Origin of the sequence: Streptomyces sp. NPDC007025 (assembly GCF_042869455.1) — a bacterium.
Taxonomy (GTDB): domain Bacteria; phylum Actinomycetota; class Actinomycetes; order Streptomycetales; family Streptomycetaceae; genus Streptomyces.
Genome location: NZ_JBIAFT010000006.1, coordinates 211,586 through 234,348, shown reverse-complemented (window position 1 = coordinate 234,348; position 22,763 = coordinate 211,586). Strand labels below are relative to the sequence as shown.

Below are 22,763 nucleotides of genomic sequence, written 5' to 3'. Positions count from 1 at the left end.
GGCGCGTCCCGCGGACGGCGGGGGCGGACGGCGGAGTTCCGCGCACGTGAGGGGCGGGACGGAGGTGGCCGGATGTGGCCCGTGCGTGAACGGCGCGGCAGGGGCGGTGCGTTGGGGAATGTCCCGGACTCACCCCTGGTGGCCCGCTCCGCCGTCAGACGTCCGCTTCCTCCTCCTCCCCAGTCGCCAGTGCCGCCGCACGGGCCGCTTCCGGTCCCTCGGCCAACAGGACGGCTAGCCCGTCGTCGTCCAGAATCGGCACCTTCGCCTGCACCGCCTTGTCGTATTTCGAGCCAGGGTTCTCGCCCACGATGACGAAGTCGGTCTTCTTCGAGACCGACCCGGTGACCTTGGCGCCCTGCTCCTGCAGCGCGGCCTTGGCCCCGTCCCGGGTGTAGGAGGCCAGGGTGCCGGTGACGACGGTGGTCAGCCCCGCCAGCGGACGCGGGCCCTCCTCCCCGGCGTCCTCCGCCTCCATCCGGACTCCGGCGGCTCTCCACCGTTCCACGATCTCGCGGTGCCAGTCCTCGGCGAACCACGCCTTGAGCGAGGCGGCGATGGTGGGACCCACGCCCTCGGTGGCGGCCAGTTCCTCCTCCTGGGCCCCGGCGATCCGGTCCAGCGAGCGGAACTCGCGGGCCAGCGCCTCGGCGGCCACCGGGCCGACGTGCCGGATGGAGAGACCGGTGATGATCCGGGCGAGCGGGCGCTCCTTGGCCGCCCGGATGTTCTCCAGCATCGCCAGGGTGTTCTTGCGCGCCTCGCCCTGCTTGTTGGCGAACAGGGTGACCGTCTTGTCCTCGCCACTCGCGGGGTCCCGCTTGGGCAGCCCACTGTCCGGGTCGAGGACATAGGCCACGATGGGCAGCAGGTCCTCCACCGTCAGGTCGAAGAGTCCGCCCTCGTCGCGCAGCGGCGGCTGCGCCGGCTCCAGCGGTTGGGTCAGCGCGCTGGCGACCACGTAGCCGAAGTGCTCGATGTCCAGCGCCTTGCGGCCCGCCAGATAGAACAGCCGCTCGCGCAACTGGGCCGGGCAGGAGCGGGCGTTGGGGCAGCGCAGATCGACATCGCCCTCCTTCATGGGCTGGAGCGTCCATCCGCACTCGGGGCACTCGGCGGGCATCACGAACTCCCGCTCGGTGCCGTCGCGCAGATCGGCGACCGGGCCCAGGATCTCGGGGATCACATCGCCCGCCTTGCGGAGCACGACCGTGTCGCCGATGAGCACGCCCTTGGCCTTGACCACGTCCTGGTTGTGCAGCGTGGCGAACTCCACCTCGGAACCGGCCACCGTGATCGGCTCCACCACCGCATACGGGGTGACCCGGCCGGTGCGGCCCACACCGACGCGGATGTCGACCAGTTCGGTGTTGACCTCCTCGGGCGCGTACTTCCACGCGATGGCCCAGCGCGGCGCGCGCGAGGTGGCCCCCAGCCGCCCCTGGAGGCGGATCTCGTCCAGCTTGACGACGACGCCGTCGATCTCGTGCTCCACCGAGTGCCGGTGCTCGCCGTAGTGGGCGATGAACCGGCGTACGCCCGCCAGCCCGTCCACCACCTCGGCGTGTGCCGAGGTGGGCAGGCCCCATTCGCGCAGCAGGTGGTAGACGTTCGAGAGGCGGGCGAAGTCCTCCTTGGCGAAGCCCTCCAGGGCGCCGATCCCGTGCACCACCATGTGCAGCGGGCGGGTGGCCGTCACCCGCGGGTCCTTCTGGCGCAGCGAGCCGGCCGCCGCGTTGCGCGGGTTCGCGAAGGGCTTCTCACCCGCCTCGACCAGCCGGGCGTTCAGCTCCTCGAAGCGCTCCATGGGGAAGAACACCTCGCCGCGCACCTCGACCAGCTCCGGCAGCCCCTCGCCGGTCAGCCGCTCGGGGATGTCGGAGATCGTCCGCACGTTGGGGGTGATGTCCTCACCCGTGCGGCCGTCGCCGCGGGTCGCCGCGCGGACCAGCCGGCCGTGCTCGTAGGTGAGGTTCACCGCGAGGCCGTCGACCTTCAGCTCGCACAGGAAGTGGTAGTCCACCCCCTCCAGCTCCCGGGCCACGCGATCGGCCCACTCGCCCAGTTCCTCGTCGTCGAAGGCGTTGTCCAGCGAGAGCATCCGCTCCCGGTGGGCGACCTCCGTGAACTCCGTCTCGTACCGCCCGGAGACCTTCTGGGTCGGGGACTGCGGGGTGCGCAGCGCGGGGTGCTCCTCCTCCAGCGCCTCCAGTCGCCGCAGCAGCCGGTCGAACTCGGCGTCGCTGACGACCGGCGCGTCCTTGACGTAGTACCGGAAGCGGTGCTCCTCGATCTGCTCCGCGAGGCGCTGGTGCTCCTCCCGCTGCTGCGCGGGGACCGTTCCGTCCTCTTCGCCCGCCACCGTGGGTCCTCCCGTCACTGAGGGTTGTCAGCGAGTGCTCGTGCTGCCCGGACGCAGTGGGCGAGCGCCTGCCGCGCGTACGCGGGCGAGGCCCCCGCCAGCCCGCAGGTGGGGGTGACCACGACGGACTCGGCCAGCAGCCCCGGGGACAGCCCGAGCCTGCGCCACAACGACCTGACACCCCTGACGCTACCGGCAGGGTCTGACAATGCCCCGCCGTCCGGCTCGGTGGACGGTACGACACCCGCGAAGAGCCGCAGTCCGCCCTCCACGGCCGCGCCGACCATCTCGTCGTCACGCTCGGTGAGCAGCGAGAGGTCGAGCGAGACGGCGTCCGCACCCGCCCGGTGCAGCAGCCCGAGCGGCACACCCGGCGCGCACGAGTGGACGACCGTGGGGCCGTCGTGCACCGCGAGCAGTTCGCGGAGCACCCCTTCGACCACCGCCCGGTCCACGGCCGGGTGGGTGCGGTACCCGCTGGCCGTGCGCACGCTGCCGCGCAGCACAGCGGTGAGAGAGGGCTCGTCCAACTGCAGCACGGGCACGGCGCCCGGCACCCGGCGCCGCACGTCCGCCAGATGCGCCGCCAGCCCCTCGGCCAGCGAGGCGGCCAGGTCCCGGACGGCTCCGCTGTCGCCCAGCATGGCCTCGCCGTTGCGCCGCTCCAGTCCGGCGGCCAGCGTCCAGGGCCCCACGGCCGACACCTTCAGCCCCCGCGCGACCTCCCCTTCGCCGTACCCCTGGGTGAACTCCTCCAGCGCGTCGAGGTCTTCGCCCAGCCAGGCGCGGGCCCGGCGGGTGTCCCGGCCCGGCCGGTCGCCGATCCGCCAGCCGCTGGGCTCCAGGCGAACGTACATCTCGGCCAGCAGGCCCGCGGTACGGCCCAGCATGTCGGCGCCCGGCCCCCTGGCCGGCAACTCCGGCAGGTGTGGCAGGTGCTGCGGCGCCTCGAACGCGCCGGTGACCGTCCTGGCCGCCTCGCGGGCGTCCGTGCCGGGCATGGATCCGATGCCGCCGGCTGCCGCGGGGCCCCACGGGAGGGCGCTGCCGCCGCCGGTCTGCGTGCTCTCGCTCACCGGGTCAGCCTCCGGGCTTCACGGAAAGGTCCGTGATCTCCGCGCCCCTGGGCAGGTCCAGGGCCGTCAGGATGCTGGTGGCCACCGCCTCCGCGGGGATCCAGCGCCCGGGGTCGTACTCCTTGCCCTCCTGGCGGTGCACCTTCTCCTGCATGGGAGTGGCGGTGCGCCCGGGATAGACGGAGCTGACCCGCACCCCGTTGCCGCTCTCCTCGCCGCGCAGCGCGTCCGCCAGAGCCTTGAGGCCGTGCTTGCTGGCCGCGTAGGCGCCCCACTCCGGGTTGGCCCGCAGACCGGCGCCCGAGTTGACGAAGACGACGTGGCCGCGGGAGCGGCGGAGCTGCGGCAGCAGCAGCCGGGTCAGCTCGGCGGGCGCCGTCAGGTTGGCGGCGAGCGTGGTCTGCCACAGCTTGGGGGTGCTCTCGCCGACGGTCGCCAGTTCGACGACTCCGGCGACGTGGAGCAGCGAGTCGACTTCCTCGGGGAGCGCCTGGTGCTCGAACGCCCAGGAAAGGCGGCCCGGTTCGGCCAGGTCGCCGACCAGCGTGCGGGCGCCCTCGAACCGGCCGGCCAGTTCCTTGGCCCGGCCCGCGTTCCGGGCGAGCAGGTAGAGGGTGTCGCCGCGGTCCAGGAGGCGGCGGGCCACCTCGGCGCCGATCCCGGAGCCCGCGCCTGTGATCACATGTGTTGCCATGCCCCCATGATCCCGCACCCCGGTGGTTCGGCCGCGGGGCGGCTCACCGGAGGGGCGGGCGGCGCGCGGCCGGGGCCCGGGAGCGGGAGCGGGCCCGGGGCGGCGCGCGCCCTCAGGCCGCGAAGATCGACTCCAGTTTGTCGTACTCCTCCAGGCACCGCCCGGTGCCCAGGGCCACGCACCCCAGTGGTTCGTCGGCGATGGTCACCGGCATCCCGGTCTCCTTGATCAGCCGCTCGTCGAGGCCGTGCAGCAGGGCGCCGCCGCCGGTCAGGACGAGGCCGCGCTCCATGATGTCGCCGTACAGCTCGGGCGGGCACTCCTCGAACGCCGCCTGGACGGCGGCCACGATGGAGCGCACCGGGCGCTCGACGGCCTCCACGATCTCCCCGGGCGAGAGTTGGACCACCTTGGGCATCCCGGTGTGCTTGTCGCGCCCGCGCACCGGGACGAACTCGCCGCTGCCGAGGGACATCTTGATCTCCTCGGAGGTCCGCTCGCCGACGGCGATGGTGTATTCCCGCTCGATCCAGGAGGCGATGGCCGCGTCCAGCGCGTCGCCCGCGACCCGGGCCGACCGGGAGACGACCATCCCGCCCAGCGAGATGATGGCGATCTCCGTGCTGCCGCCGCCGATGTCCACGACCATCGAGCCGCGTGCCTCGTGCACCGGCAGTCCGGCGCCGATCGCCGCAGCTATGGGTTCCTCGATCAGCCGCACGGACCGGGCGCCCGCCCGGCTGGCGGTCTGCAGCACGGCACGCCGCTCGACTCCGGTGACCCCACTGGGTACGCACACCACCACCCGGGGCGACCGGCCGCGCCCCCGGCCGTCGCGGGCGGCGCGGATGAAGTACCGCAGCATTCCCTCCGTCGCCTCGAAATCGGTGATGACTCCGCCCTTGAGCGGGCGGGTCGCGGTGATCGTTCCGGGGGTTCGTCCCACGGCCTGACGCGCCTGGGCGCCGACCGCCAGCACTTTTCCGGTACGGGTGTCGATCGCGACGACGGAGGGCTCGTCGAGTACCACCCCGCGCCCGCGTTCGTACACCAGCGTGTTGGCCGTGCCGAGGTCTATACCGATGTCGCGGCCACGGAACGAGGAGGAAGCGGAGGAGAGGGCGGAGGAGGTGCGGTTGGCCATGAGTGCTCACCCAAGCTCGGTGCGGTGTTGTACGAGGATGCCACGAGTCGTCTGAATTGTGGTGCTGCCAGCCGCAGCATACCCAACTGTCCTGTTTGCTGCGGCAGGTGGGCCCCACCGGCCCGCCGAAAAATTGGAATCGGAAAGATGCTGGTCGGAGCGCGTTTTCCGGACAATCGCACGCATGCATCAGCCAGTTGGTGGCATAGATCTCCGGGGGTTGGATAGCTATGCACCGGAGACCACGCGCGGTTCACCGAGCCCGAAGCCTGGTGCGTCCTCGGGGACCGCGCCTTGGGCCACCGTCTCTACCACTGGAGGTTTCGTCATTTCCGCGCGACCGGCTCAGGAATTCGGAGACAACCCCGTCGAGGTCCGGGAAACCGGACACTATACAGAGGAATACGTCCCCAGCTTCGTGGAGAAGTGGGATTCTCTCATAGATTGGGAGAAGCGAGCGGAGAGCGAGGGAAATTTCTTCATCGACCTGTTGCGTAAGCGAGGAGTGCGGAGCGTCCTCGACGTGGCGACAGGGACCGGGTTTCACTCGGTACGGCTGTTGGAGGCCGGATTCGAAACCGTGAGCGCGGACGGAAGTGCCGACATGCTCGCGATGGCGTTCGAAAACGGAATGAAGCACGGCGACCACATCCTGCGGGTCGTCCAGGCCGACTGGCGCTGGCTCAACCGGGACGTTCACGGTGAGTACGACGCTATCGTGTGCCTCGGCAACTCCTTCACGCATCTCTTCTCGGAACGCGACCGGCGGAAGGCGCTGGCCGAGTTCTACGCGATGCTGAAGCACGACGGAATCCTCATCCTGGATCAGCGCAACTACGACGCGATTCTGGACCGCGGGTACTCCAGCAAGCACACGTACTACTACTGCGGCGAGGACGTCGCGGTCGAGCCGGAATACGTGGACGAGGGGCTGTGCCGCATGCGGTACCGCTTCGCCGGCAGCGCCGACTACCACCTCAACATGTTCCCGCTCCGCAAGGACTACACGCGGCGCCTCATGTCGGACGTCGGATTCCAACGCATCGAGACGTACGGCGACTTCCAGCACACCTACCGGGACGAGCAGCCCGACTTCTTCGTGCATGTCGCGGAGAAGGAATATCACCCGGAGGATGAAGGAGAAGGCGCCTACGGCGGCGCCGTGGGTACCGCGCGGAGTTATTACAACTCCCCCGACGCGGACACCTTCTATTCCTCCGTGTGGGGTGGCGAGGATATTCACGTCGGCATCTACGCCGATGCCGAGCAGCCCATCGCGGAGGCCAGTCGGCACACCGTCGAGCGCATGGCTTCCGGGCTCGGCCTCGACCGGGATTCCCGCGTGCTCGACCTCGGCTCCGGCTTCGGGGGCTCGGCCCGCTACCTCGCCGAGACCTTCGGCTGCGCGGTCCAGGCGCTCAACCTCAGCGAGGTGGAGAACCAGCGGCACAAGGAGCTGAACGCGATCCGCGGCCTCACCGACCGGATCGAGGTCGTGGACGGCTCCTTCGAGAGCGTGCCGTTCCCCGACTCCAGCGTGGACGTGGTCTGGTCGCAGGACGCGTTCCTGCACAGCGGGGACCGGCTGCGGGTACTGGAGGAGGTACGCCGGGTCCTGAAGCCGGGCGGACAGCTGGTCTTCACCGACCCGATGGCCGCCGACGACACCGACTTCAGCGCCATTCAGCCCATTCTGGACCGCATCCACCTGGACGACATGGGCTCCCCCGGCTTCTACAAGCGGGAGCTCACCCGGCTCGGCTTCACCCCGACCGAGCACGGGGACTCGGACGCAGGGTTCGAGGACCTGCGGGAGCAACTCGTGCGGCACTACGGGCGGGTGCTGCAGGAGACCGAGCGGCAGGAGGCCGAAGGGCTCGGCTCGAAGATCAGCAGCGACTATCTGAGCCAGATGAAGAAGGGGCTCGCGCACTGGGTCGAGGGCGGCGAGAAGCGCCGGCTGACCTGGGGCATCTTCCGCTTCACCCTGACGAAGGGCTGAGCGGCCGCGCCGCCTCGGCGCGGCGGTGACCAGCACCGCGCACGGTCGCCCGCCCTCCCCGGTCCACGCCGGGGAGGGCGGGCGCGTCGCTGCGGGTCAGTGCCCCGTCCCGGGGTCGGGTGCCGATCGCCACTCGCGGGGCCGGACCTCCGCGAGGCGGCCGTCGCCGGGCAGCGGCTCGGGACGGATCGTCGCATAGTCCCTGGCCTGGTGGTCCGGGGGCACGATGCGGATCGAGGGCCGGAGTTCGCCGTGCCGCCCGCCCTCCTCGGGCTTCGGAGTGACCGGCACGCTGCCGTGCATGGGGTTGCCCGAGATGCCGCCGTCCCCGCCGCCGGAGCGCCGGGCGTCCTCCGCGTCGTACCAGCCCGGTCCGCCGCCGTCGGAAGCGGGCTCCTGCTGCCAGCTCACCGTCAACAGGCCCCCGGTCGCCACGAGCACCGCCCAGGTCCCGGTCAGCCAGGCCCAGCGCCGCCGCTGCCGTGCGTCCAACTCCGCTCCCCCACCCCTGAATCAGCTCTGTAGCAGCCCTGAATCGGTCCGCCCGCCCCGAGCGCCGCATCGCGTACGCCGGGGGCGTGCCACAGCGTACGCACTCCGTCACCCGGTCCGCAGCCCGCAGCCGGTCCCCGTCCGGCAGCCGGCGCCCGCCTCCCTCCCGGACCCCGGGCGGCCGGCTCTAAGCTGGGCGCATGGCCTCCTCCTCGACCCCCATGAACATCTGCGTCTTCTGCTCGGCCGCCGAGCTCGACAGCGTCTACACCGAAGCGGCCCGCGAGTTCGCGGAGCTGCTCGGCAAGCGGGGACACAGTCTCGTGTGGGGCGGCTCGGACTCGGGACTGATGAAGGTCGTGGCCGACGGCGTACAGGGCTCGGGCGGCCGGCTGATCGGCGTCTCGGTGGAGTTCCTGCGCGACGTGGCGCGGCCGGACACCGACGAGATGGCCGTGGCCGCCGACCTCGCCGAGCGCAAGGCGCTCCTGCTGGACCGCGCGGACGCCGTGGTGGTCCTGGTCGGCGGCACCGGCACGCTGGACGAGGCGACCGAGATCCTGGAACTGCGCAAGCACGGCATGCACAGCAAGCCCGTGGTGGTGCTCAACACGGCGGGCTTCTACAACGGTCTCCAGCAGCAGATGGCACGGATGGAGGCCGAGGGCTTCCTGCCCGTCCCGCTGGCGGACCTCGTCAGCTTCGCCGACGACGGCCCGCAGGCACTGGAGCTGCTCGGCGCCTGAGGCCGGCACGCCCGGGCTGTGCGGCCCCGGGCCCGCCGCGCGGGCGTGGGGCTCCGGCCCGGCCCCAGGGCGGCACTGCGCGGCTCAGGCCGCCGGGACGGCGCGCTCCGTCCGGTCGATCGTCGCCGAGCCGACCACCCGGGTGCCGTCGTAGAGCACAATCGCCTGTCCCGGCGCCACACCGCGCTCCGGAGCGGCGAACCGCACCCGCAGCTCGCCGTCGGCCAGCTCCGCCTCCACCGGCGTCTCGGCGCCGTGCGCCCGCAGCTGCGCCGTGTAGGGGCGGGGGCCCTCCGCCGGGGGCGCACCGCACCAGCGGGGGCGGATCGCGGTGAGGGCGGCGACGTCGAGGGAGGCCGCGGGGCCGACGGTGACCGTGTTGTCGACCGGGGAGATGTCCAGCACGTAGCGCGGCTTGCCGTCCGGGGCCGGGTGCCCCAGCCGCAGGCCCTTGCGCTGGCCGACGGTGAATCCGTAGGCGCCGTCGTGGCTGCCCACCTTGGCGCCGGACTCGTCGACCACGTCGCCCTCGGCCCGGCCGAGCCGGGAGGCGAGGAACCCCTGGGTGTCCCCGTCGGCGATGAAGCAGATGTCGTGGCTGTCGGGCTTCTTCGCCACGGCCAGGCCGCGGCGCGCGGCCTCGGCGCGGATCTCCTCCTTGGTGGTGAGGGTGTCGCCCAGCGGGAACAGTGCGTGGCTCAGCTGCCGCTCGTCCAGAACCCCCAGCACATAGCTCTGGTCCTTGGCCTGGTCACTCGCCCGGTGCAGTTCCCGGTGCCCGTCCGCACGCGTCACCACAGTGGCGTAATGACCGGTGCAGACGGCGTCGAATCCCAGCGCCAGCGCCTTGTCCAGCAGCGCGGCGAACTTGATCTTCTCGTTGCAGCGCAGGCAGGGGTTGGGCGTGCGGCCCGCCTCGTACTCGGCGACGAAGTCCTCCACCACGTCCTCGCGGAAGCGCTCGGCCAGGTCCCACACGTAGAAGGGAATGCCGATGACGTCGGCGGCGCGGCGAGCGTCGTTCGAGTCCTCGATGGTGCAGCAGCCGCGCGCACCCGTGCGGAACGACTTAGGGTTGGCGGACAGAGCCAGATGCACACCCGTGACGTCGTGTCCGGCCTCGACGGCACGGGCCGCCGCGACGGCGGAGTCGACTCCGCCGGACATGGCGGCCAGCACACGGAGCGGGCGCGCGGAGGCTGTGCCCCGCGAGGATGCAGTAGTCATAGCGCCCTCCAGGGTAGACGGAACCTCCCGGCCACCCGAACGCGTTAGGGAGCGCATGGGACCAGCGGCGGATGACGGACACGAGGACGGCCCGGCGGACGGCTCCGGGTCCGGCCCCGGCGACGGCCGGGATGCCGGTCCCGGCGGCCGGGCCGAGGGCGCCGGCACCTCCGGCGACGGCGACCGGGAAGGCGCGCGCGGGCGCGGGGTCGCCCGGCGGCGGCTGCTGATCGGCGGCAGCACCCTGGTGGGCCTCGGTGTGCTCGGGGTGGCCACCCAGCAGGAGCTCAAGCGCTGGTGGTGGCGGATGCCGGGGAACGACAAGCCGCGGCTGGAGGGCGCGGTGGACGACACCCGCGCCCGCTGGGTGGCCGCCGCCGACGCCAACATGCGCCGCAGCGACCGGCCCGCGGACTACGGCATCGACCGGGTGATCGTGCATGTCACGCAGGGCAGCGCGGCAGCCGCCGTGAAGGTCTTCCGGGATCCCGAGCACCGGGCCGCGGCGCACTACATCGTCTGCCAGGACGGGCAGATCATCCAGATGATCCGCGAGCTGGACGTCGCCTTCCACGCGGCGAACAAGGAGTACAACGAGCGCAGCATCGGGGTGGAGCACGAGGGATGGATAGACCGTCCGCAGGACTTCACGGACGCCATGTACCGCTCCTCCGCCCGGCTGACGGCGGGGATCTGCTCGCGCTACGGCTTCCCCGCCGACCGGCGGCACATCATCGGCCACAACGAGGTCCCTGGCGCCGACCACACCGATCCGGGGCGGCACTGGGACTGGGACAAGTATCTGCGGATGGTCCGCACCGAGATGCGGGTGGAGAGCACGCTCCGGGACAAGTGACGAAGGGAGGGCGCCGGAGCCGTGCCGCCCGGGCCGTCCTCCGGTGTGGCTAGCTCAGCCCCGCGGTGCGGGCCCGCTCGACGACCGGGCCGATCGCCTGCGCCAGCGCGTCCACGTCCGCCTTGGTGGTGGTGTGGCCCAGCGAGAAGCGGAGGGTGCCCCGGGCGAGGTCGGGCTCGGTGCCGGTGGCCAGCAGCACATGGCTGGGCTGGGCGACGCCCGCCGTGCAGGCCGAACCGGTCGAACACGCGATCCCCTGCGCGTCCAGGAGCAACAGCAGGGAGTCCCCCTCGCAGCCCGGGAAGGAGAAGTGCGCGTTGGCCGCGAGCCGCCCGGCCGGGTCCGGGTCGCCGTTGAGCACCGCGTCCGGCACGGCGTCGCGGACGGCCGCCACCAGCGCGTCCCGCAGTCCGCCCACCTCGCGGACGAAGTCGGCCCGCCGCTCGACGGAGACCCGTCCGGCCGTGGCGAACGCGGCGATGGCCGGGGTGTCCAGCGTGCCGGAGCGCACGTGCCGCTCCTGGCCCCCGCCGTGCAGCAGCGGCACCGGGGCGTACTCGCGCCGCAGCAGCAGCGCGCCGATTCCGTAGGGGCCGCCGGTCTTGTGGCCGGTGACGGCCATCGAGGCGAGCCCGGACCCGCTGAAGGAGAGGTCGAGCTGGCCGAACGCCTGCACCGCGTCCGAGTGCAGCGGCACATCGAACTCGGCGGCGACCTCGGCGAGTTCCGATATCCGGGTGACCGTGCCGATCTCGTTGTTCGCCCACATGACGGTGGCCAGCGCGACGTCGGCGGGATCGCGTGCGATGGCCTCGCGCAGTGCCTCGGGGTGCACCCGGCCGTACGCGTCCACCGGCAGCCACTCCAGGCGGGCGCCCTCGTGCTCGGCCAGCCACTCGACGGCGTCCAGCACGGCGTGGTGCTCCACCGGCCCGGCCAGCACCCGGGTGCGCCGGGCGTCCTCGTCCCGGCGGGCCCAGTAGAGCCCTTTGACGGCGAGGTTGTCCGCCTCGGTCCCGCCCGCTGTGAAGACGACCTCGCTGGGGCGCGCCCCGAGCGAGAGGGCGAGCGACTCGCGAGCCTCCTCCACCGTGCGCCGGGCCCGCCGTCCGGCGCCGTGCAGCGAGGAGGCGTTGCCGACGACCGCGAGCTGTTCGGTCATCGTCCGCACCGCTTCGGGCCACATGGGCGTGGTGGCGGCGTGGTCGAGATAGACGGGGTGGGCGGAGTCAGCCATGGTTCCCCAATCCTACGGTTCCCCACGGGGCGCACGACCGGCGCGTGGCAGCGTACGCGCCTCGTCGTACGTGCCCCCGTCCGGAGCCGGCCTGGAGTCCCGGGCGCCCGCGCCGCGGCCCGCGGACACCGGAACCCGCGCGCCGGGCGGATCCGGGGCCCGACCGGCACCGGCCCGGAGCGGCTCAGCCGCGGTTCTCCGCCTGGAACATCCAGTGCTCCTTCTCCAGGACGCCGGTGAGCTGGATGAAGACGTCCTCGGTGACCGGATCGACCGGGCCGACGGCCTTCATCCGCTCCCGGGCCTTGGTGATGACGGCGCCGAGCGCCTCGACCATCAGGCGGACCGCGTCGTTGTCGGGGAGCCAGCCCTCCTTGACGGTGTTGACGGCGCTGCCGTGCGCGACGGTGGTGGAGCGGCCGTCTGGGCTGACGCCGAGCGCGGAGGCGCGCTCGGCGACGGTGTCGGAGTACTGCCGGGCCGTGTCGACGACCTCGTCGAGCTGGAGGTGGATGGAGCGGAAGCGCGGCCCGACCACGTTCCAGTGGATCTGCTTGGCGGCGAGGGAGAGGTCGATGAGGTCCAACAGCGTGCCCTGCAGCGCCTCGGCGACGGTCTTGAGGTCCGATTCCGGAAGCGTGCTCTTCACTGTGTAGGTCACGTGCGTCGCTTTCTCTCGGGCAGGCAAACTTTCCCGACCTACGTAAGCACATCGCACGAAAAGGGACATCGAGGCGCCCGCACCTGTCACCCGGGCCGCCTCCGCCCGCGCCGCCCGCGCTATGCGCGGGCCAGCTGCCGGGACTGCGCGACCAGGCGGTCGGCGGAGTCCCACACCTCGGCGTCCTCCTCCAGGAATCCGCCTGCCAGGTTGCGGGTGGTGACGGCGATGCGGAGCGGACCGGGCGCCGGGCGGGCGCGCACATGGACGGTGAGCTCGACGGTGGGCACCCAGCCGGTGAGCCCCAGGTCGAAGCCGGTGGGCGGCAGCGCGTCGACGGCCATCAGCAGCGAGAGCGGGTCCGGGTCGCGCCCGTCGGCGAGCCCGAGCCAGCCGCGGATCTCGCCGCGCATGCTGGGCGCGCCGAGCGCCCATCCGCAGGTCTCCGGGTCGAGGCGCAGGTCGAGCCGGCGCCCCATCTCGGGTACGGCGGCGTCGCCGCCGGGGTGGTCGGTGGCCCGGAAGCACTGCGCCTGCGGCGGGACCGCGGGCGGCTCGGCGCTGGTGCGCACCTCGCCGCGGAGCGCGTCCAGTTCGCCGTAGGTCGCCAGCACCCGGATGCGCTCCACTTCCGTGCCGCTCTCGTCCAGCTGGAAGAGCCCGGCCGAGGCGGTGGAGACGGTGCGCCCGCCGCGGGCCACCGAGGTGCGGACGGTGGCGGGACCCGCGGTGGTGGCCGTGAGGTAGTGGGCCGTGACGGTGAACGGGTCCGGGTGCGGGAGGGCCTGGCGCAGGGCGCGGCCCACCACGGCCAGCAGGTAGCCGCCGTTCAGGGCGGTGCCGATGGCCCAGCCCGGGGAGAGCTGCGCCTCGTGGACGCCGGGCCGCAGGGTGCGGACCGCGGTGTCGCGGTCGAACTCGCTGCTGCCGGCGGGAGCGGCGGATACGGCGGTGCAGGACGGTGCGTCGGACATGGGGCGACGGTACACCGGATTTGTTACTGCTCGGTAGGGGGTGGTTCCGGAGTACCCCCGGCCGCCTCCGCGTCCACCGTCGCGCTGCTGCGCTTCCACGCCCGCGGCGCCCGCCAGTTGTAGTGCAGGGCCAGCAGCCGCAGCACGAAGGCCAGCAGCGCCGCGCCCACCGCCGTGGCGGGACGTACCGCGTCCAGGTGGATCAGCAACGCCACGGCACTGGAACCGATGACCGCGGGGACCGCGTAGACCTCCCGGTCCCAGCGCAGCAGCGAGGGCACCTCGTTCGCCAGCACGTCACGCAGCACGCCGCCGCCCGCCGCCGTGGCCAGCCCCATCACGACCGAGGAGGTCAGGCTGAGCCCGTACTCGTCGGCCTTGAGCGTGCCCGTCACGCAGAAGAGCCCCAGCCCCGCCGCGTCGAAGACATTGACCGCCTTGTTGATCCGCTCCACCTCCGGGTGGAGGAAGAAGACCAGTGCGGCCGAGACGAGCGGGGTGAGGAAGTAGCCGAGATCGGTGAAGGCCGCCGGAGGGACGGCACCGATGACCACATCCCGGAAGAGGCCGCCGCCCAGGCCGGTGACCTCGGCGAGGACGGCGATGCCGAAGACGTCGAAGTTGCGGCGGACAGCCAGCAGCGCCCCGGAGACGGCGAAGACGAAGATGCCGGCGATGTCCAGCCAGTGCTGGAGCGGAGGACTGAAGACGGATTCCACGGCTCCTTTGTATCCGGAGCGCTTTCCGAGCCTCTCCCCGGCTCCCGCCTGCGCCGCCAGGAAGGCCGGCCGCGGTGCCGCACCGGAGGGGCCGTGGAACCAGCCCCTCCGGTACCGGGTCAGCGCTTGGCGGTGGCGGCACCGCTCAGCAGCGCGGTGTCTCCCGGCTCCTGGTCCGGCGCGTTCTCCGGGTGGTGGCAGGCCACGTTGTGGCCCGTCGCCAGCGGGATCAACGGCGGCTCCTTGGTCTTGCAGACCTCCGTGGCCTTCCAGCACCGGGTGTGGAAGCGGCAGCCGGTCGGCGGGTTCATCGGCGAGGGCACATCGCCCTGCAGCAGGATCCGCTCCCGGCTGTCCGCCGCCTTGCGCCGCGGGTCGGGCACCGGCACCGCCGACATCAGCGCCTTGGTGTAGGGGTGCATCGGCGTGTTGTAGAGCGACTGCCGGTCGGTCAGCTCCACGATCTTGCCGAGGTACATCACCGCGATCCGGTCCGAGACGTGCCGGATGACGGACAGGTCGTGCGCGATGATCACATAGGTGAGGCCGAGCTCCTCCTGCAGATCGTCCAGGAGGTTGACGACCTGCGCCTGGATGGAGACGTCCAGCGCCGAGACCGGCTCGTCGGCCACCACCAGCTTCGGGCTGAGCGCCAGGGCACGGGCGATGCCGATGCGCTGCCGCTGCCCGCCGGAGAACTCGTGCGGGTAGCGGTTGTAGTGCTCGGGGCTGAGCCCGACCACCCCCAGCAGCCGCTGGACCTCCTTCTTGACGCCGCCCTCCGGCTGCACCCCCTGGAGCTTGAACGGCGCGCTGACGATGGCGCCGACCGTGTGCCGGGGGTTCAGCGAGGAGTACGGGTCCTGGAAGATCATCTGCACGTCGCGCCGCAGCGGGCGCATTCCGCTGACACCCAGATGGGTGATGTCGCGGCCCTCGAACTCGATGGAGCCCGCGGTGGGCTCCAGCAGCCGGGTGATCAGCCGGCCCATCGTCGACTTGCCGCAACCCGACTCGCCCACGACGCCCAGGGTTTCCCCGGCGCGGACCTCGAAGTCGATGCCGTCGACCGCCTGCACCGCGCCCACCTGCCGCTTGAAGAGGCCCTTGTGGATGGGGAAGTGCTTCTTGAGGCCGCTGACCCTCAGCAGCGTCTCGCCCTGGTCCGGCGCTGCCGCGGAGTCGGCCGTCGGCTCGGAGCCCGGGGACTTCACGGGATTCGTCATCGGCTCGTCGTCCTCACTCACGCCGCTCACAGCTTCGGGGCAATCTCTTCGTTCCAGATCCGCTCCCGGTCCTCCTGCGCCATGTGGCAGGCGGCCAGGTGCCCGTCCTTGACCTCGCGCAGCTCCGGCCGGACGGTGCGGGTGACGTCGTCCCCGGGGACGTCCGCATACGGGCAGCGCGGGTTGAAGGCGCAGCCGGACGGGACGTTGATGAGGCTGGGCGGCGAGCCCTTGACGGGGATGAGCCGGTCGGCCCGGTCCCGGTCGATGCGCGGCATGGAGCCCAGCAGGCCCCAGGTGTAGGGGTGCTGCGGCTCGTAGAAGACCTGCTCGGCGGTGCCGTACTCGACACAGCGCCCGCCGTACATCACCAGGATGTCGTCCGAGAGCTCGGCGACGACGCCCAGGTCGTGGGTGATGATGATGACGGCCGAGCCGAACTCCTGCTGCAGGTCCCGGATCAGGTCCAGGATCTGCGCCTGGACCGTCACGTCGAGCGCCGTGGTGGGCTCGTCGGCGATCAGCAGTTCGGGGTTGTTGACCAGCGACATCGCGATCATCGCCCGCTGCCGCATCCCGCCGGAGAACTCGTGCGGGTAGCTGTCGACCCGCTTGCCGGGCTCGGGGATGCCCACCCGGTCCAGCAGCTCGACCGCGCGCCTGCGGGCCGTCTTCTTGTCCACGTCGTGGTGGACGCGGTACGCCTCCACGATCTGGTGGCCGACCGTGAAGAAGGGGTGCAGCGCCGAGAGCGGGTCCTGGAAGATCATGGAGATCTCGCGGCCGCGCAGCTTGCGCACCGTCTCCGCGTCGGCGGTGAGCAGCTCCTGGCCGTCCAGCCAGATCTCGCCCGAGAGCTGCGGGCGCTGCCTGCCGTACTGGCCGACCGTGTGCAGGCCCATGATGCCGAGCGAGGTGACGGACTTTCCGGAACCCGACTCGCCGACGATGCCGAGGGTCTTGCCCTTCTCCAGCGAGAAGGTGAGCCCGTCGACGGACTTGACCAGGCCGTCCTGGGTGGGGAAGTGCACCCGCAGGTCGCGCACCTCCAGGAAGGAGGACGGAGGCCGCTGGTCCAGCTCGGGTTCGCCGGGCGCGGTGCCGGAACCGGTCAGGTCCGCTGCCGTGCCCTGCTCGGGGATCGCGGCCCCGGCAGCGCCGGAGGCGGCGACCGCCGGCGGCGCGTCCGCGCGGGTGGCGTCCGGGCCGGTCTCGGTGTCCTTGTGGGACTTGTGCTCGTGGTCGGTCATCCCAGCCTCACTCGTGGGTCGATCACGCCGTACAGCAGGTCCACGATGAGATTCGCGATGACGACGGCGGTTGCGGTGATGAGGGTGACGCCCAGGATCAGCGGGAGGTCGCGATCGGTGATCGCCTTGAGCACGGCCTGCCCGAGTCCGGGGATGCTGAAGGTGGTCTCGGTGAGGATCGCGCCGCCCATCAGGGCGCCGATGTCGATGCCCAGGAGCGTGAGGACCGGCGTCATGGTGGAGCGCATGGCGTGCTTGCCGATGACGACCGGCTCCTTGAGCCCCTTGGCGCGGGCGGTACGGATGTAGTCCTCGCCCATCACCTCCAGCATGGTCGCCCGGGTCAGCCGGGCGTACATGGCGCCGAAGAGGAAGGCGAGGGTGACCCAGGGCAGGATCATGCCGCTGAACCACTTGACGGGATCGTCGCCGAACGGGGTGAAGGTGTTGCTCACCAGGTCGAGCTGGTAGGCGAACACGGCCAGCGAGATCAGACCGGTGAAGTAGACGGGCAGCGAGACGCCGGCCAGCGCGCCGGTCATGGCGAGCCGGTCCCAGAGGCTGCCCCGCTTGAGCGCGGAGAGCACGCCGACGGCCAGGCCGATGATCAGCCAGATGACGGCAGCGCCCAGCGCCAGGGAGAGGGTGACCGGAAGCCGGTCGGTCAGCACCGGCCAGATCTCCTGCTCGGTGCGGAAGGAGTACCCGAAGCAGGGGGCGGAGCAGTGCGTCGTGTCGCCACCGGAGGTGTAGTCCCGGCCGGCGAAGATGCCCTTGAAGAACTCGAAGAGCTGGACCAGGACCGGATCGTCCAGCTGGAGCTTCTCACGAACGGCTTCGACGCTCTCCTTGTCGGCCTGCTTACCGACGAACATGGTGGCCGGATCGATCCCCGACCACTTGGGGATCAGAAAGAAGATGCAGAAGACCGCCAGGATGATGACGACCAGCATCACTGCGACGGCGAACAGCCGCCTGATGAGGTATGTGAGCACTGCTCTCCGGCCGCCCGGCGGCGGCCCGGCCGCTCCCGGTCGGGAGTCGGCGGCCGGGCCGCCCGTAGCGGCCTTCACCTGCCCTTCGTGCCAGCGGCGGGTGGCGCCGTCAGATGGTGATGTCGGTGGCGAACTTCGAGGGTCCGTGGACCCCCGGGGTCACTTGACGCCGAGGGACGCGAAGTCGTACCAGCCGCTGAAGGAGTCGGCCGCGTAGACGTTCGTGAGCCGGTCGGAGCGCCACTGGACGACCTTCAGGTAGGTGAGCGGCAGGTAGTAGCCGCCCTCCATGACCCGGTGGTTGACCTCGGCGTACTTCTCGGCGGCCTTCGCCGGGTCGAGCTCGGCGATGGCGTCCTCGAGACCCTTGTCGATCTTCGGGTCGTCGATCAGCGCGTAGTTGTTGTTGCCGTTGTCACGGATCTTGGAGCTGTGCCACAGCTCGATGCCGTAGCCCTGGCCGCTGGGGAAGTCGGGGCCCCAGCCGTAGAGCACCATGCCGTAGCCCTTGCGCTTGACCGTGGCCTGGTTGCCGACGATCGAGGAACCCTGCGAGCCGTCGAACTCGTCCAGCTCGACCTTGATGCCGACCTTCTTCAGCGACGCCTGGATGGCCTCGGCGGACTTCACGTCGGCCTTGTCGGTGTTGCGCACCGCCAGGGTGGTCTTGAACCCGTCCGGCTTACCGCACTTCTCGAGCTCTTCCTTGGCCTTCGCGACGTCGGCGGCTCCGCCGTTCTTGCGGATGCCGTACTGGTCGTCGTTCTGGTCGGCGCCCGGAACGGTGGGCGGCAGCATGTTCACGGCCAGCTCGCCACCGGCGGTCGGGCCACCGCGGGCGGTCTGCACCGACTTGTGGTTGGTGCCGTAGATGGCGGCCTTGCGGCAGTGGATGTTGTCGAAGGGCTTCACGCTCTGCGGGAAGGCCACGTACGAGATGAACCCGGTCTGCGGGTTGTCCACGTTGCCCTTGTGCTGCTTGAGGGCGGTCTGCCGGCCCTGGACCTCCATGCCGCGCTGGTTGAGGTCGAGGTCCGCGTCACCGTTGATCAGGCGCTTGTCGCGCTCGTCCGGGTTGGTGAGCAGGGTGACCTTGACCTTGTCCGGCAGCGCCTTGCGCAGCGTGTCGCTGTTGCGGTCCCAGTTCTTGTTGCGGACCAGGAGCAGCGACTTGTTCGGGGTGTACGACTTGAACTTGTACGGACCCGAGGAGAAGGGGCGCAGCGTGTACTTGGACTTGGTGTCCTTGTCCTTGCGCACCGGCGAGTTGGTGGGCATCGCCAGCATCTGCTCGAAGTCGCCGTTGGCCTTCGGCAGGTGGAACTCGATGGTCTTGTCGTCGGGCGTCTTGATGGCGTCGAAGCCGCCCTTGTCCTCGTAGGGACCCTTCCACTTGCCGTCCGGGTCGAGGACGTCCTTGATGTAGGTCGGGCCGCCGGAGAGGGTCTTCTGGGCCCACTGGCGCTCGATGCCGTACTTGACGTCCTGGGAGGTGATCGGCTTGCCGTCCTCCCACTTCAGGCCATTCTTCAGGGTGTACTTGTAGACCTTGCCGTCCTCGGATATCTGCGCGTTGTCCGTGGCCAGGTCGGGCTTCAGGTCCAGGCTCTTCTTGCCCGGCTTGGGGCTGTAGCTCACGAGCTGGCGGCTGTAGAACCGCGAGAAGTCGAAGACGAAGCCGTAGTACATGCGGGTGGTGTCCCAGGAGTCGGCGTCCTGGACACCCACGAACTTCAGGGTCCCGCCCTTTTTGCTGGAGGCGTTGGCGACCTTGTTGACGCCCGCGTTGTACTCGCCGCCGCCCTCCTTGTCGCTGTCGCCCCCGCCGCAGGCCGAGGTGGCCAGCAGCGTGGCGGCGGCAACAGCCGAGAGCGCGGCCAACCGGCGCCTCGATGTGCGTAGGGGTTTCACGTCTCGCAACCTCCGTGATAGGTCACGGCCCGCACGAGCTGGGCGGGTCCGGGGTCTGGGATGGGGGATCAACGGGTGCCCTTCGGGTCCAGTGCATCGCGTACGCCGTCGCCGAAGAGGTTGAAGGCGAGCACCGTGATGAAGATGGCGACGCCGGGAATGATCATGTACATCGGGTCGGACTCGTAGTACGTCACCGCGTCCGAGAGCATCGAGCCCCACGAGGCGGTCGGCGGCTTGACGCCCACACCCAGGAAGCTGAGCGCCGCCTCGGTGAGGATGTTGGTCGGGATCATGAGCGTCATGTAGACGGTGATCGGCGCGACCAGGTTGGGCAGCAGTTCCTTGCCGATGATGTAGCCGCGGCCGGCGCCCAGGCTGCGGGCGGCCTCGATGTACTCCCGCTCGCGCAGCGAGAGCACCTGGCCGCGCACGATCCGGCCGATATAGGGCCAGCCGAAGAAGCCGATCACCAGGATCATCACCAGCAGCCGCACGCCCGTGCCGGTCAGGCCGAGCAGGTCGTTGGGCATCACGGAGATCAGGGAGATGATGAACAGCAGCTGCGGGAAGGCCAGCAGCATGTCCATCACCCGGCTGATCAGCGCGTCCAGCCAGCCGCCGAAGTAGCCGGCGAGGGTGCCCAGGATGGTGCCGAAGATGACGGCGACGAAGGCCGAGAGGAAGCCGACGAGGATCGAGACGCGCGCTCCGTAGACGATCCGGGTGAGGATGTCGCGGCCGCTGACCGGCTCCACGCCGAGCAGGTGGTCGGCGGACATCCCGCCCAGCGCGCCCGTGGGGGTGCTGAAGAGCGGGTCGATCAGGTCTTCGTGGCGCTCGTTCGGCGACTGCCCGGTCAGCGCCGCGAGCACCGGGGCGAAGATCGCGAGCAGCACCAGCAGCAGCACGATCGTGCCGCCGAGCAGCGCCACCTTGTCCCGCTTGAGCCGCTCCCAGGCGATCCGGCCGAGTGAGCGGCCCTCGATCGCCTTCTCGGCCTTGCCGGGTGCCGGCTCCACGGCCGCGGTTTCCGCGATCGTTTCCTCGTGCAGTGGTGCCGTCATCGTGTTGGGGACCCCTTCTCGACCGGCAGTTGACCAGTCCACGCACACCGCTGTAGCGGTCAGAGTTCAGAAGACATTCGAAAGCCGTTGTGGGTGGGAGGCCGGCTGCGGCCTTCCGGTGGCTTATGGCTCGGGAGTCTTCATCGCGCTCAGGATCAGTCGCCAGACCTGCCGGGGAATGGATGCGCAACTGTGATGTGGCGCGTCATGTTCCGTTATGCGGACGGATATTGACGTTGAGCGGTGTGGGGGTCGGAATTTTGTCCTGATCTGGACCGTCTGCGGATCCGGAAATACGTCCGGATTCCGCCCCTGCTCAGAAGGCGCGCGGGTAGCCGTAACCGGCGCCGGGAGCCGGTGGCCGGGAGGCGTCGTATCCGGCCGGAGCGTGTGCGTCCCGGTCGAAGAACGGCCGGGACTGGCTGCGCATCCACATGGCCACGGGGTCGTAGTCGTCCGCCATCGCGACGCTGGAGACAGGGAGCCCGTCGGGCACCGCGAGCACCGACTGGGCCATCATCCGGCGGGCCGCCTCGATCGAGGCGGGGGCGCCGTCGTACAGGTCGAGGCCCACGGCCAGGTACGGGACGCCCAGCGCGGGCCGCACCCAGGCGCGGCGCAGCGAGCGGACGACGGGGGTCCGGTGGGCGTTCTGCGTCAGCAGCGCATAGAACTGCGGAATCTCCAGGGTCGGCTCGCTGATCCGCAGCGGCCCGGCGGGAAGCTGGTCGAGGCCGACCGCGATCCGCCGCAGGTCCAGCCAGGGGATGCCGACGCCGCCGCCGGGAGCGTGCGGATTCAGCCAGATCCCCCAGCGGTCGGCGAAGAGGGCGGCGGCGATCTCCCGTCCGGCGACGACCTCGTGGGCGCGGTTCCAGCCGGAGGCCGCCAGCTCCTGGGCCGAGGTGACACAGGGCGCGTAGCCGTACCCGGCGACGTCCATGTTGCCGTACTGCGCGTCGGGGGATCCGGCCTGCCCGTTCCACAGCAGCATCCACACCTGACCGCCGGCGAGTGCCTGGAGCAAGGACTCGTAGCTCTCGTAGGTGCCGTGCCCGCCGGGCGCCACTCGCCGCAGCAGCGTCTCGACGCTCTCACCCGCGCTCACCTGGGCCGCCTTTCCACCTCTGCCGCCGTTCCTGGCTCGTCGCCCCGCACCGCCATCCAACCAGCTTACGAGCGGACCGGGACATCGGTACTCGTACTCAGCTCGGGTACGGCAACCGGCGCGCGCCGCTCCGCATCCGGGTCGCGGTGGGCACCTCACCGGCACCGCGGTCCACCGCCGCCCCTCGCACCACGCTCAGCGGTGGGTCTCGCGGTCGTAGAACGGGCGTACGCACTGCCGCAGCCAGTCCACGACCGGATCCTCCGCCGCGTCGAGCAGCACCATCTGGACCGGCCAGCGCACCGGCGCCACGTGCAGCGCCCTGCCGAGCGCGTCGTGGGCGGCCTGCCGGGCCTCCGGGTCGAGGAGGTCGAGCTCTATCCCGACGAACAGACCGGGCGGATCACCCTCGGTGCTGGCGAGGCCCCGACGCGCGCTGCGTACGGCCCCGAGCGCGGCGAACTCCGCCGAGGCCGCGGCGAGGAAGGCGAGCGGATCGTCCTGCCAGTCCGGCTCGAACAGCCGCACCCGGGCGCCCCGCACGGCTCCGGTGGCGGCCTGCTCGGCGGGGGTGTTCGCGCACAGCTCGGCGACGGCCTCGGCGGAGAGCGGAACCCCCACCGTCCCCTCCGGGTTCACGGCGATGCCCACCCCCGCGGGGAGGCCGCGCGCGAATTCCCTGGCCGGTGCGACAGTGAAGGACACATGGGCGCCGACGACGCTCAGGAACTGCTGCTCGGAACTGAAGACCGGCACATGGACCGCACCGTCCAACTCGATGGTCGGCAGATCCAGTTCCCGGCTCTCCCGGTCGCCGCCGTCCGGGAGCGGGACCCAGACACTGCTGCGGCCCAGCACCTCCAGCAGCCGGGCGCCCGCGTGCGGCACCTGGAGCGAGGCGGCCAGGGCTTCCTCCAGCTCGTTGCCGGGCCAGCCACCCCCGTGCCCGGGCCCGAAGTGCTGCGGCTGCGAGGGCTGCGAGGGAACTGTCATACGGCAAGCCTATCCATGATCCC

General features: G+C 71.1%; 20 protein-coding genes. 3 read left to right on the top strand and 17 right to left on the bottom strand.

The genetic code is table 11. The features are described from left to right. Positions 1-154: 154 nt before the first annotated feature. The 4 genes from ligA to ACFYMO_RS13940 form a co-directional block, all read right to left on the bottom strand. Positions 155-2,362 carry an NAD-dependent DNA ligase LigA gene (gene ligA, locus ACFYMO_RS13955; protein ID WP_366770274.1) on the bottom strand — a complete coding sequence of 736 codons (2,208 nt, stop codon included), beginning with the start codon at positions 2,360-2,362 and terminating at the stop codon, positions 155-157. A gap of 14 nt (positions 2,363-2,376) precedes the next feature. Next, positions 2,377-3,363, bottom strand: a complete 987-nt coding sequence (locus ACFYMO_RS13950; RefSeq protein ID WP_366770322.1) for a methionine synthase — start codon at positions 3,361-3,363, stop codon at positions 2,377-2,379. 79 nt (positions 3,364-3,442) lie between these two features. Continuing rightward, positions 3,443-4,132: an SDR family oxidoreductase gene (locus ACFYMO_RS13945; protein WP_366770275.1), complete on the bottom strand. Its 690-nt coding sequence runs from the start codon at positions 4,130-4,132 to the stop codon at positions 3,443-3,445. Between the two features lie 112 nt (positions 4,133-4,244). Beyond that, positions 4,245-5,276 (bottom strand): rod shape-determining protein, encoded by a 1,032-nt coding sequence (locus ACFYMO_RS13940; RefSeq protein WP_276477698.1) that lies wholly within the window; start codon positions 5,274-5,276, stop codon positions 4,245-4,247. 490 nt (positions 5,277-5,766) lie between these two features. Here ACFYMO_RS13940 and ACFYMO_RS13935 point away from each other — a divergent pair, with 490 nt between their 5' ends. Further along, positions 5,767-7,278 (top strand): methyltransferase domain-containing protein, encoded by a 1,512-nt coding sequence (locus tag ACFYMO_RS13935; RefSeq protein ID WP_388546367.1) that lies wholly within the window; start codon positions 5,767-5,769, stop codon positions 7,276-7,278. Between the two features lie 96 nt (positions 7,279-7,374). Here the strand turns inward: ACFYMO_RS13935 and ACFYMO_RS13930 are convergent, their stop codons facing one another. After that, on the bottom strand, positions 7,375-7,770 hold the full coding sequence (locus tag ACFYMO_RS13930) for a hypothetical protein (RefSeq protein ID WP_366770277.1): 396 nt from the start codon (positions 7,768-7,770) through the stop codon (positions 7,375-7,377). A 221-nt stretch (positions 7,771-7,991) separates the two neighbouring features. Here ACFYMO_RS13930 and ACFYMO_RS13925 point away from each other — a divergent pair, with 221 nt between their 5' ends. Beyond that, on the top strand, positions 7,992-8,516 hold the full coding sequence (locus tag ACFYMO_RS13925) for a TIGR00730 family Rossman fold protein (protein WP_366770323.1): 525 nt from the start codon (positions 7,992-7,994) through the stop codon (positions 8,514-8,516). Between the two features lie 84 nt (positions 8,517-8,600). Here ACFYMO_RS13925 and mnmA read toward each other — a convergent pair whose 3' ends face one another. Then, on the bottom strand, positions 8,601-9,743 hold the full coding sequence (gene mnmA, locus ACFYMO_RS13920) for a tRNA 2-thiouridine(34) synthase MnmA (RefSeq protein ID WP_366770278.1): 1,143 nt from the start codon (positions 9,741-9,743) through the stop codon (positions 8,601-8,603). A gap of 55 nt (positions 9,744-9,798) precedes the next feature. Between mnmA and ACFYMO_RS13915 the strand changes: the two genes are divergently transcribed. Continuing rightward, positions 9,799-10,599 (top strand): peptidoglycan recognition family protein, encoded by an 801-nt coding sequence (locus ACFYMO_RS13915; RefSeq protein WP_366770279.1) that lies wholly within the window; start codon positions 9,799-9,801, stop codon positions 10,597-10,599. Between the two features lie 49 nt (positions 10,600-10,648). Here the strand turns inward: ACFYMO_RS13915 and ACFYMO_RS13910 are convergent, their stop codons facing one another. From ACFYMO_RS13910 to ACFYMO_RS13860, 11 genes are all read right to left on the bottom strand, one after another. Then, positions 10,649-11,836, bottom strand: a complete 1,188-nt coding sequence (locus ACFYMO_RS13910) for a cysteine desulfurase family protein (protein WP_366770280.1) — start codon at positions 11,834-11,836, stop codon at positions 10,649-10,651. Between the two features lie 184 nt (positions 11,837-12,020). Beyond that, positions 12,021-12,497 (bottom strand): DNA starvation/stationary phase protection protein, encoded by a 477-nt coding sequence (locus ACFYMO_RS13905; RefSeq protein ID WP_366770281.1) that lies wholly within the window; start codon positions 12,495-12,497, stop codon positions 12,021-12,023. A 119-nt stretch (positions 12,498-12,616) separates the two neighbouring features. Continuing rightward, a complete protein-coding gene (locus ACFYMO_RS13900) occupies positions 12,617-13,471 on the bottom strand; it encodes a thioesterase family protein (RefSeq protein ID WP_366770282.1) in 855 nt (284 codons plus the stop codon). Positions 13,472-13,494: 23 nt separating this feature from the next. Continuing rightward, positions 13,495-14,190 (bottom strand): trimeric intracellular cation channel family protein, encoded by a 696-nt coding sequence (locus ACFYMO_RS13895; protein WP_366770283.1) that lies wholly within the window; start codon positions 14,188-14,190, stop codon positions 13,495-13,497. A 119-nt stretch (positions 14,191-14,309) separates the two neighbouring features. Next, positions 14,310-15,416, bottom strand: coding sequence for a dipeptide ABC transporter ATP-binding protein (locus tag ACFYMO_RS13890; protein WP_366770324.1), 1,107 nt, complete (start codon positions 15,414-15,416; stop codon positions 14,310-14,312). Positions 15,417-15,442: 26 nt separating this feature from the next. Next, complete coding sequence (locus ACFYMO_RS13885; RefSeq protein ID WP_366770284.1) at positions 15,443-16,666, bottom strand: ABC transporter ATP-binding protein; 1,224 nt, start codon at positions 16,664-16,666, stop codon at positions 15,443-15,445. Next, entirely contained in the window at positions 16,663-17,661 is a 999-nt protein-coding gene (locus ACFYMO_RS13880) for an ABC transporter permease (RefSeq protein WP_366770285.1), read from the bottom strand. Before ACFYMO_RS13880 ends, ACFYMO_RS13885 begins: the two co-directional genes overlap by 4 nt. A 159-nt stretch (positions 17,662-17,820) precedes the next feature. Then, positions 17,821-19,572: an ABC transporter substrate-binding protein gene (locus ACFYMO_RS13875; protein ID WP_366770286.1), complete on the bottom strand. Its 1,752-nt coding sequence runs from the start codon at positions 19,570-19,572 to the stop codon at positions 17,821-17,823. Between the two features lie 68 nt (positions 19,573-19,640). After that, a complete protein-coding gene (locus tag ACFYMO_RS13870) occupies positions 19,641-20,639 on the bottom strand; it encodes an ABC transporter permease (RefSeq protein WP_366770287.1) in 999 nt (332 codons plus the stop codon). Between the two features lie 316 nt (positions 20,640-20,955). After that, complete coding sequence (locus ACFYMO_RS13865) at positions 20,956-21,747, bottom strand: enhanced serine sensitivity protein SseB C-terminal domain-containing protein (protein WP_366770288.1); 792 nt, start codon at positions 21,745-21,747, stop codon at positions 20,956-20,958. A 195-nt stretch (positions 21,748-21,942) separates the two neighbouring features. After that, positions 21,943-22,740 (bottom strand): enhanced serine sensitivity protein SseB C-terminal domain-containing protein, encoded by a 798-nt coding sequence (locus ACFYMO_RS13860; protein ID WP_366770289.1) that lies wholly within the window; start codon positions 22,738-22,740, stop codon positions 21,943-21,945. Between the last annotated feature and the right edge of the window lie 23 nt (positions 22,741-22,763).

Bases quoted from the DNA above. Each gene is read 5' to 3' on its own strand.
- ACFYMO_RS13890 (WP_366770324.1), bottom strand. From the start codon at position 15,416: ATGACGAATCCCGTGAAGTCCCCGGGCTCCGAGCCGACGGCCGACTCC.
- ACFYMO_RS13940 (WP_276477698.1), bottom strand. From the start codon at position 5,276: ATGGCCAACCGCACCTCCTCCGCCCTCTCCTCCGCTTCCTCCTCGTTC.
- ACFYMO_RS13950 (WP_366770322.1), bottom strand. From the start codon at position 3,363: ATGCCCGGCACGGACGCCCGCGAGGCGGCCAGGACGGTCACCGGCGCG.
- ACFYMO_RS13870 (WP_366770287.1), bottom strand. From the start codon at position 20,639: ATGACGGCACCACTGCACGAGGAAACGATCGCGGAAACCGCGGCCGTG.
- ACFYMO_RS13910 (WP_366770280.1), bottom strand. From the start codon at position 11,836: ATGGCTGACTCCGCCCACCCCGTCTATCTCGACCACGCCGCCACCACG.
- ACFYMO_RS13885 (WP_366770284.1), bottom strand. From the start codon at position 16,666: ATGACCGACCACGAGCACAAGTCCCACAAGGACACCGAGACCGGCCCG.
- ACFYMO_RS13945 (WP_366770275.1), bottom strand. From the start codon at position 4,132: ATGGCAACACATGTGATCACAGGCGCGGGCTCCGGGATCGGCGCCGAG.
- ACFYMO_RS13900 (WP_366770282.1), bottom strand. From the start codon at position 13,471: ATGTCCGACGCACCGTCCTGCACCGCCGTATCCGCCGCTCCCGCCGGC.
- ACFYMO_RS13915 (WP_366770279.1), top strand. From the start codon at position 9,799: ATGGGACCAGCGGCGGATGACGGACACGAGGACGGCCCGGCGGACGGC.
- ACFYMO_RS13860 (WP_366770289.1), bottom strand. From the start codon at position 22,740: ATGACAGTTCCCTCGCAGCCCTCGCAGCCGCAGCACTTCGGGCCCGGG.
- ACFYMO_RS13925 (WP_366770323.1), top strand. From the start codon at position 7,992: ATGAACATCTGCGTCTTCTGCTCGGCCGCCGAGCTCGACAGCGTCTAC.
- mnmA (WP_366770278.1), bottom strand. From the start codon at position 9,743: ATGACTACTGCATCCTCGCGGGGCACAGCCTCCGCGCGCCCGCTCCGT.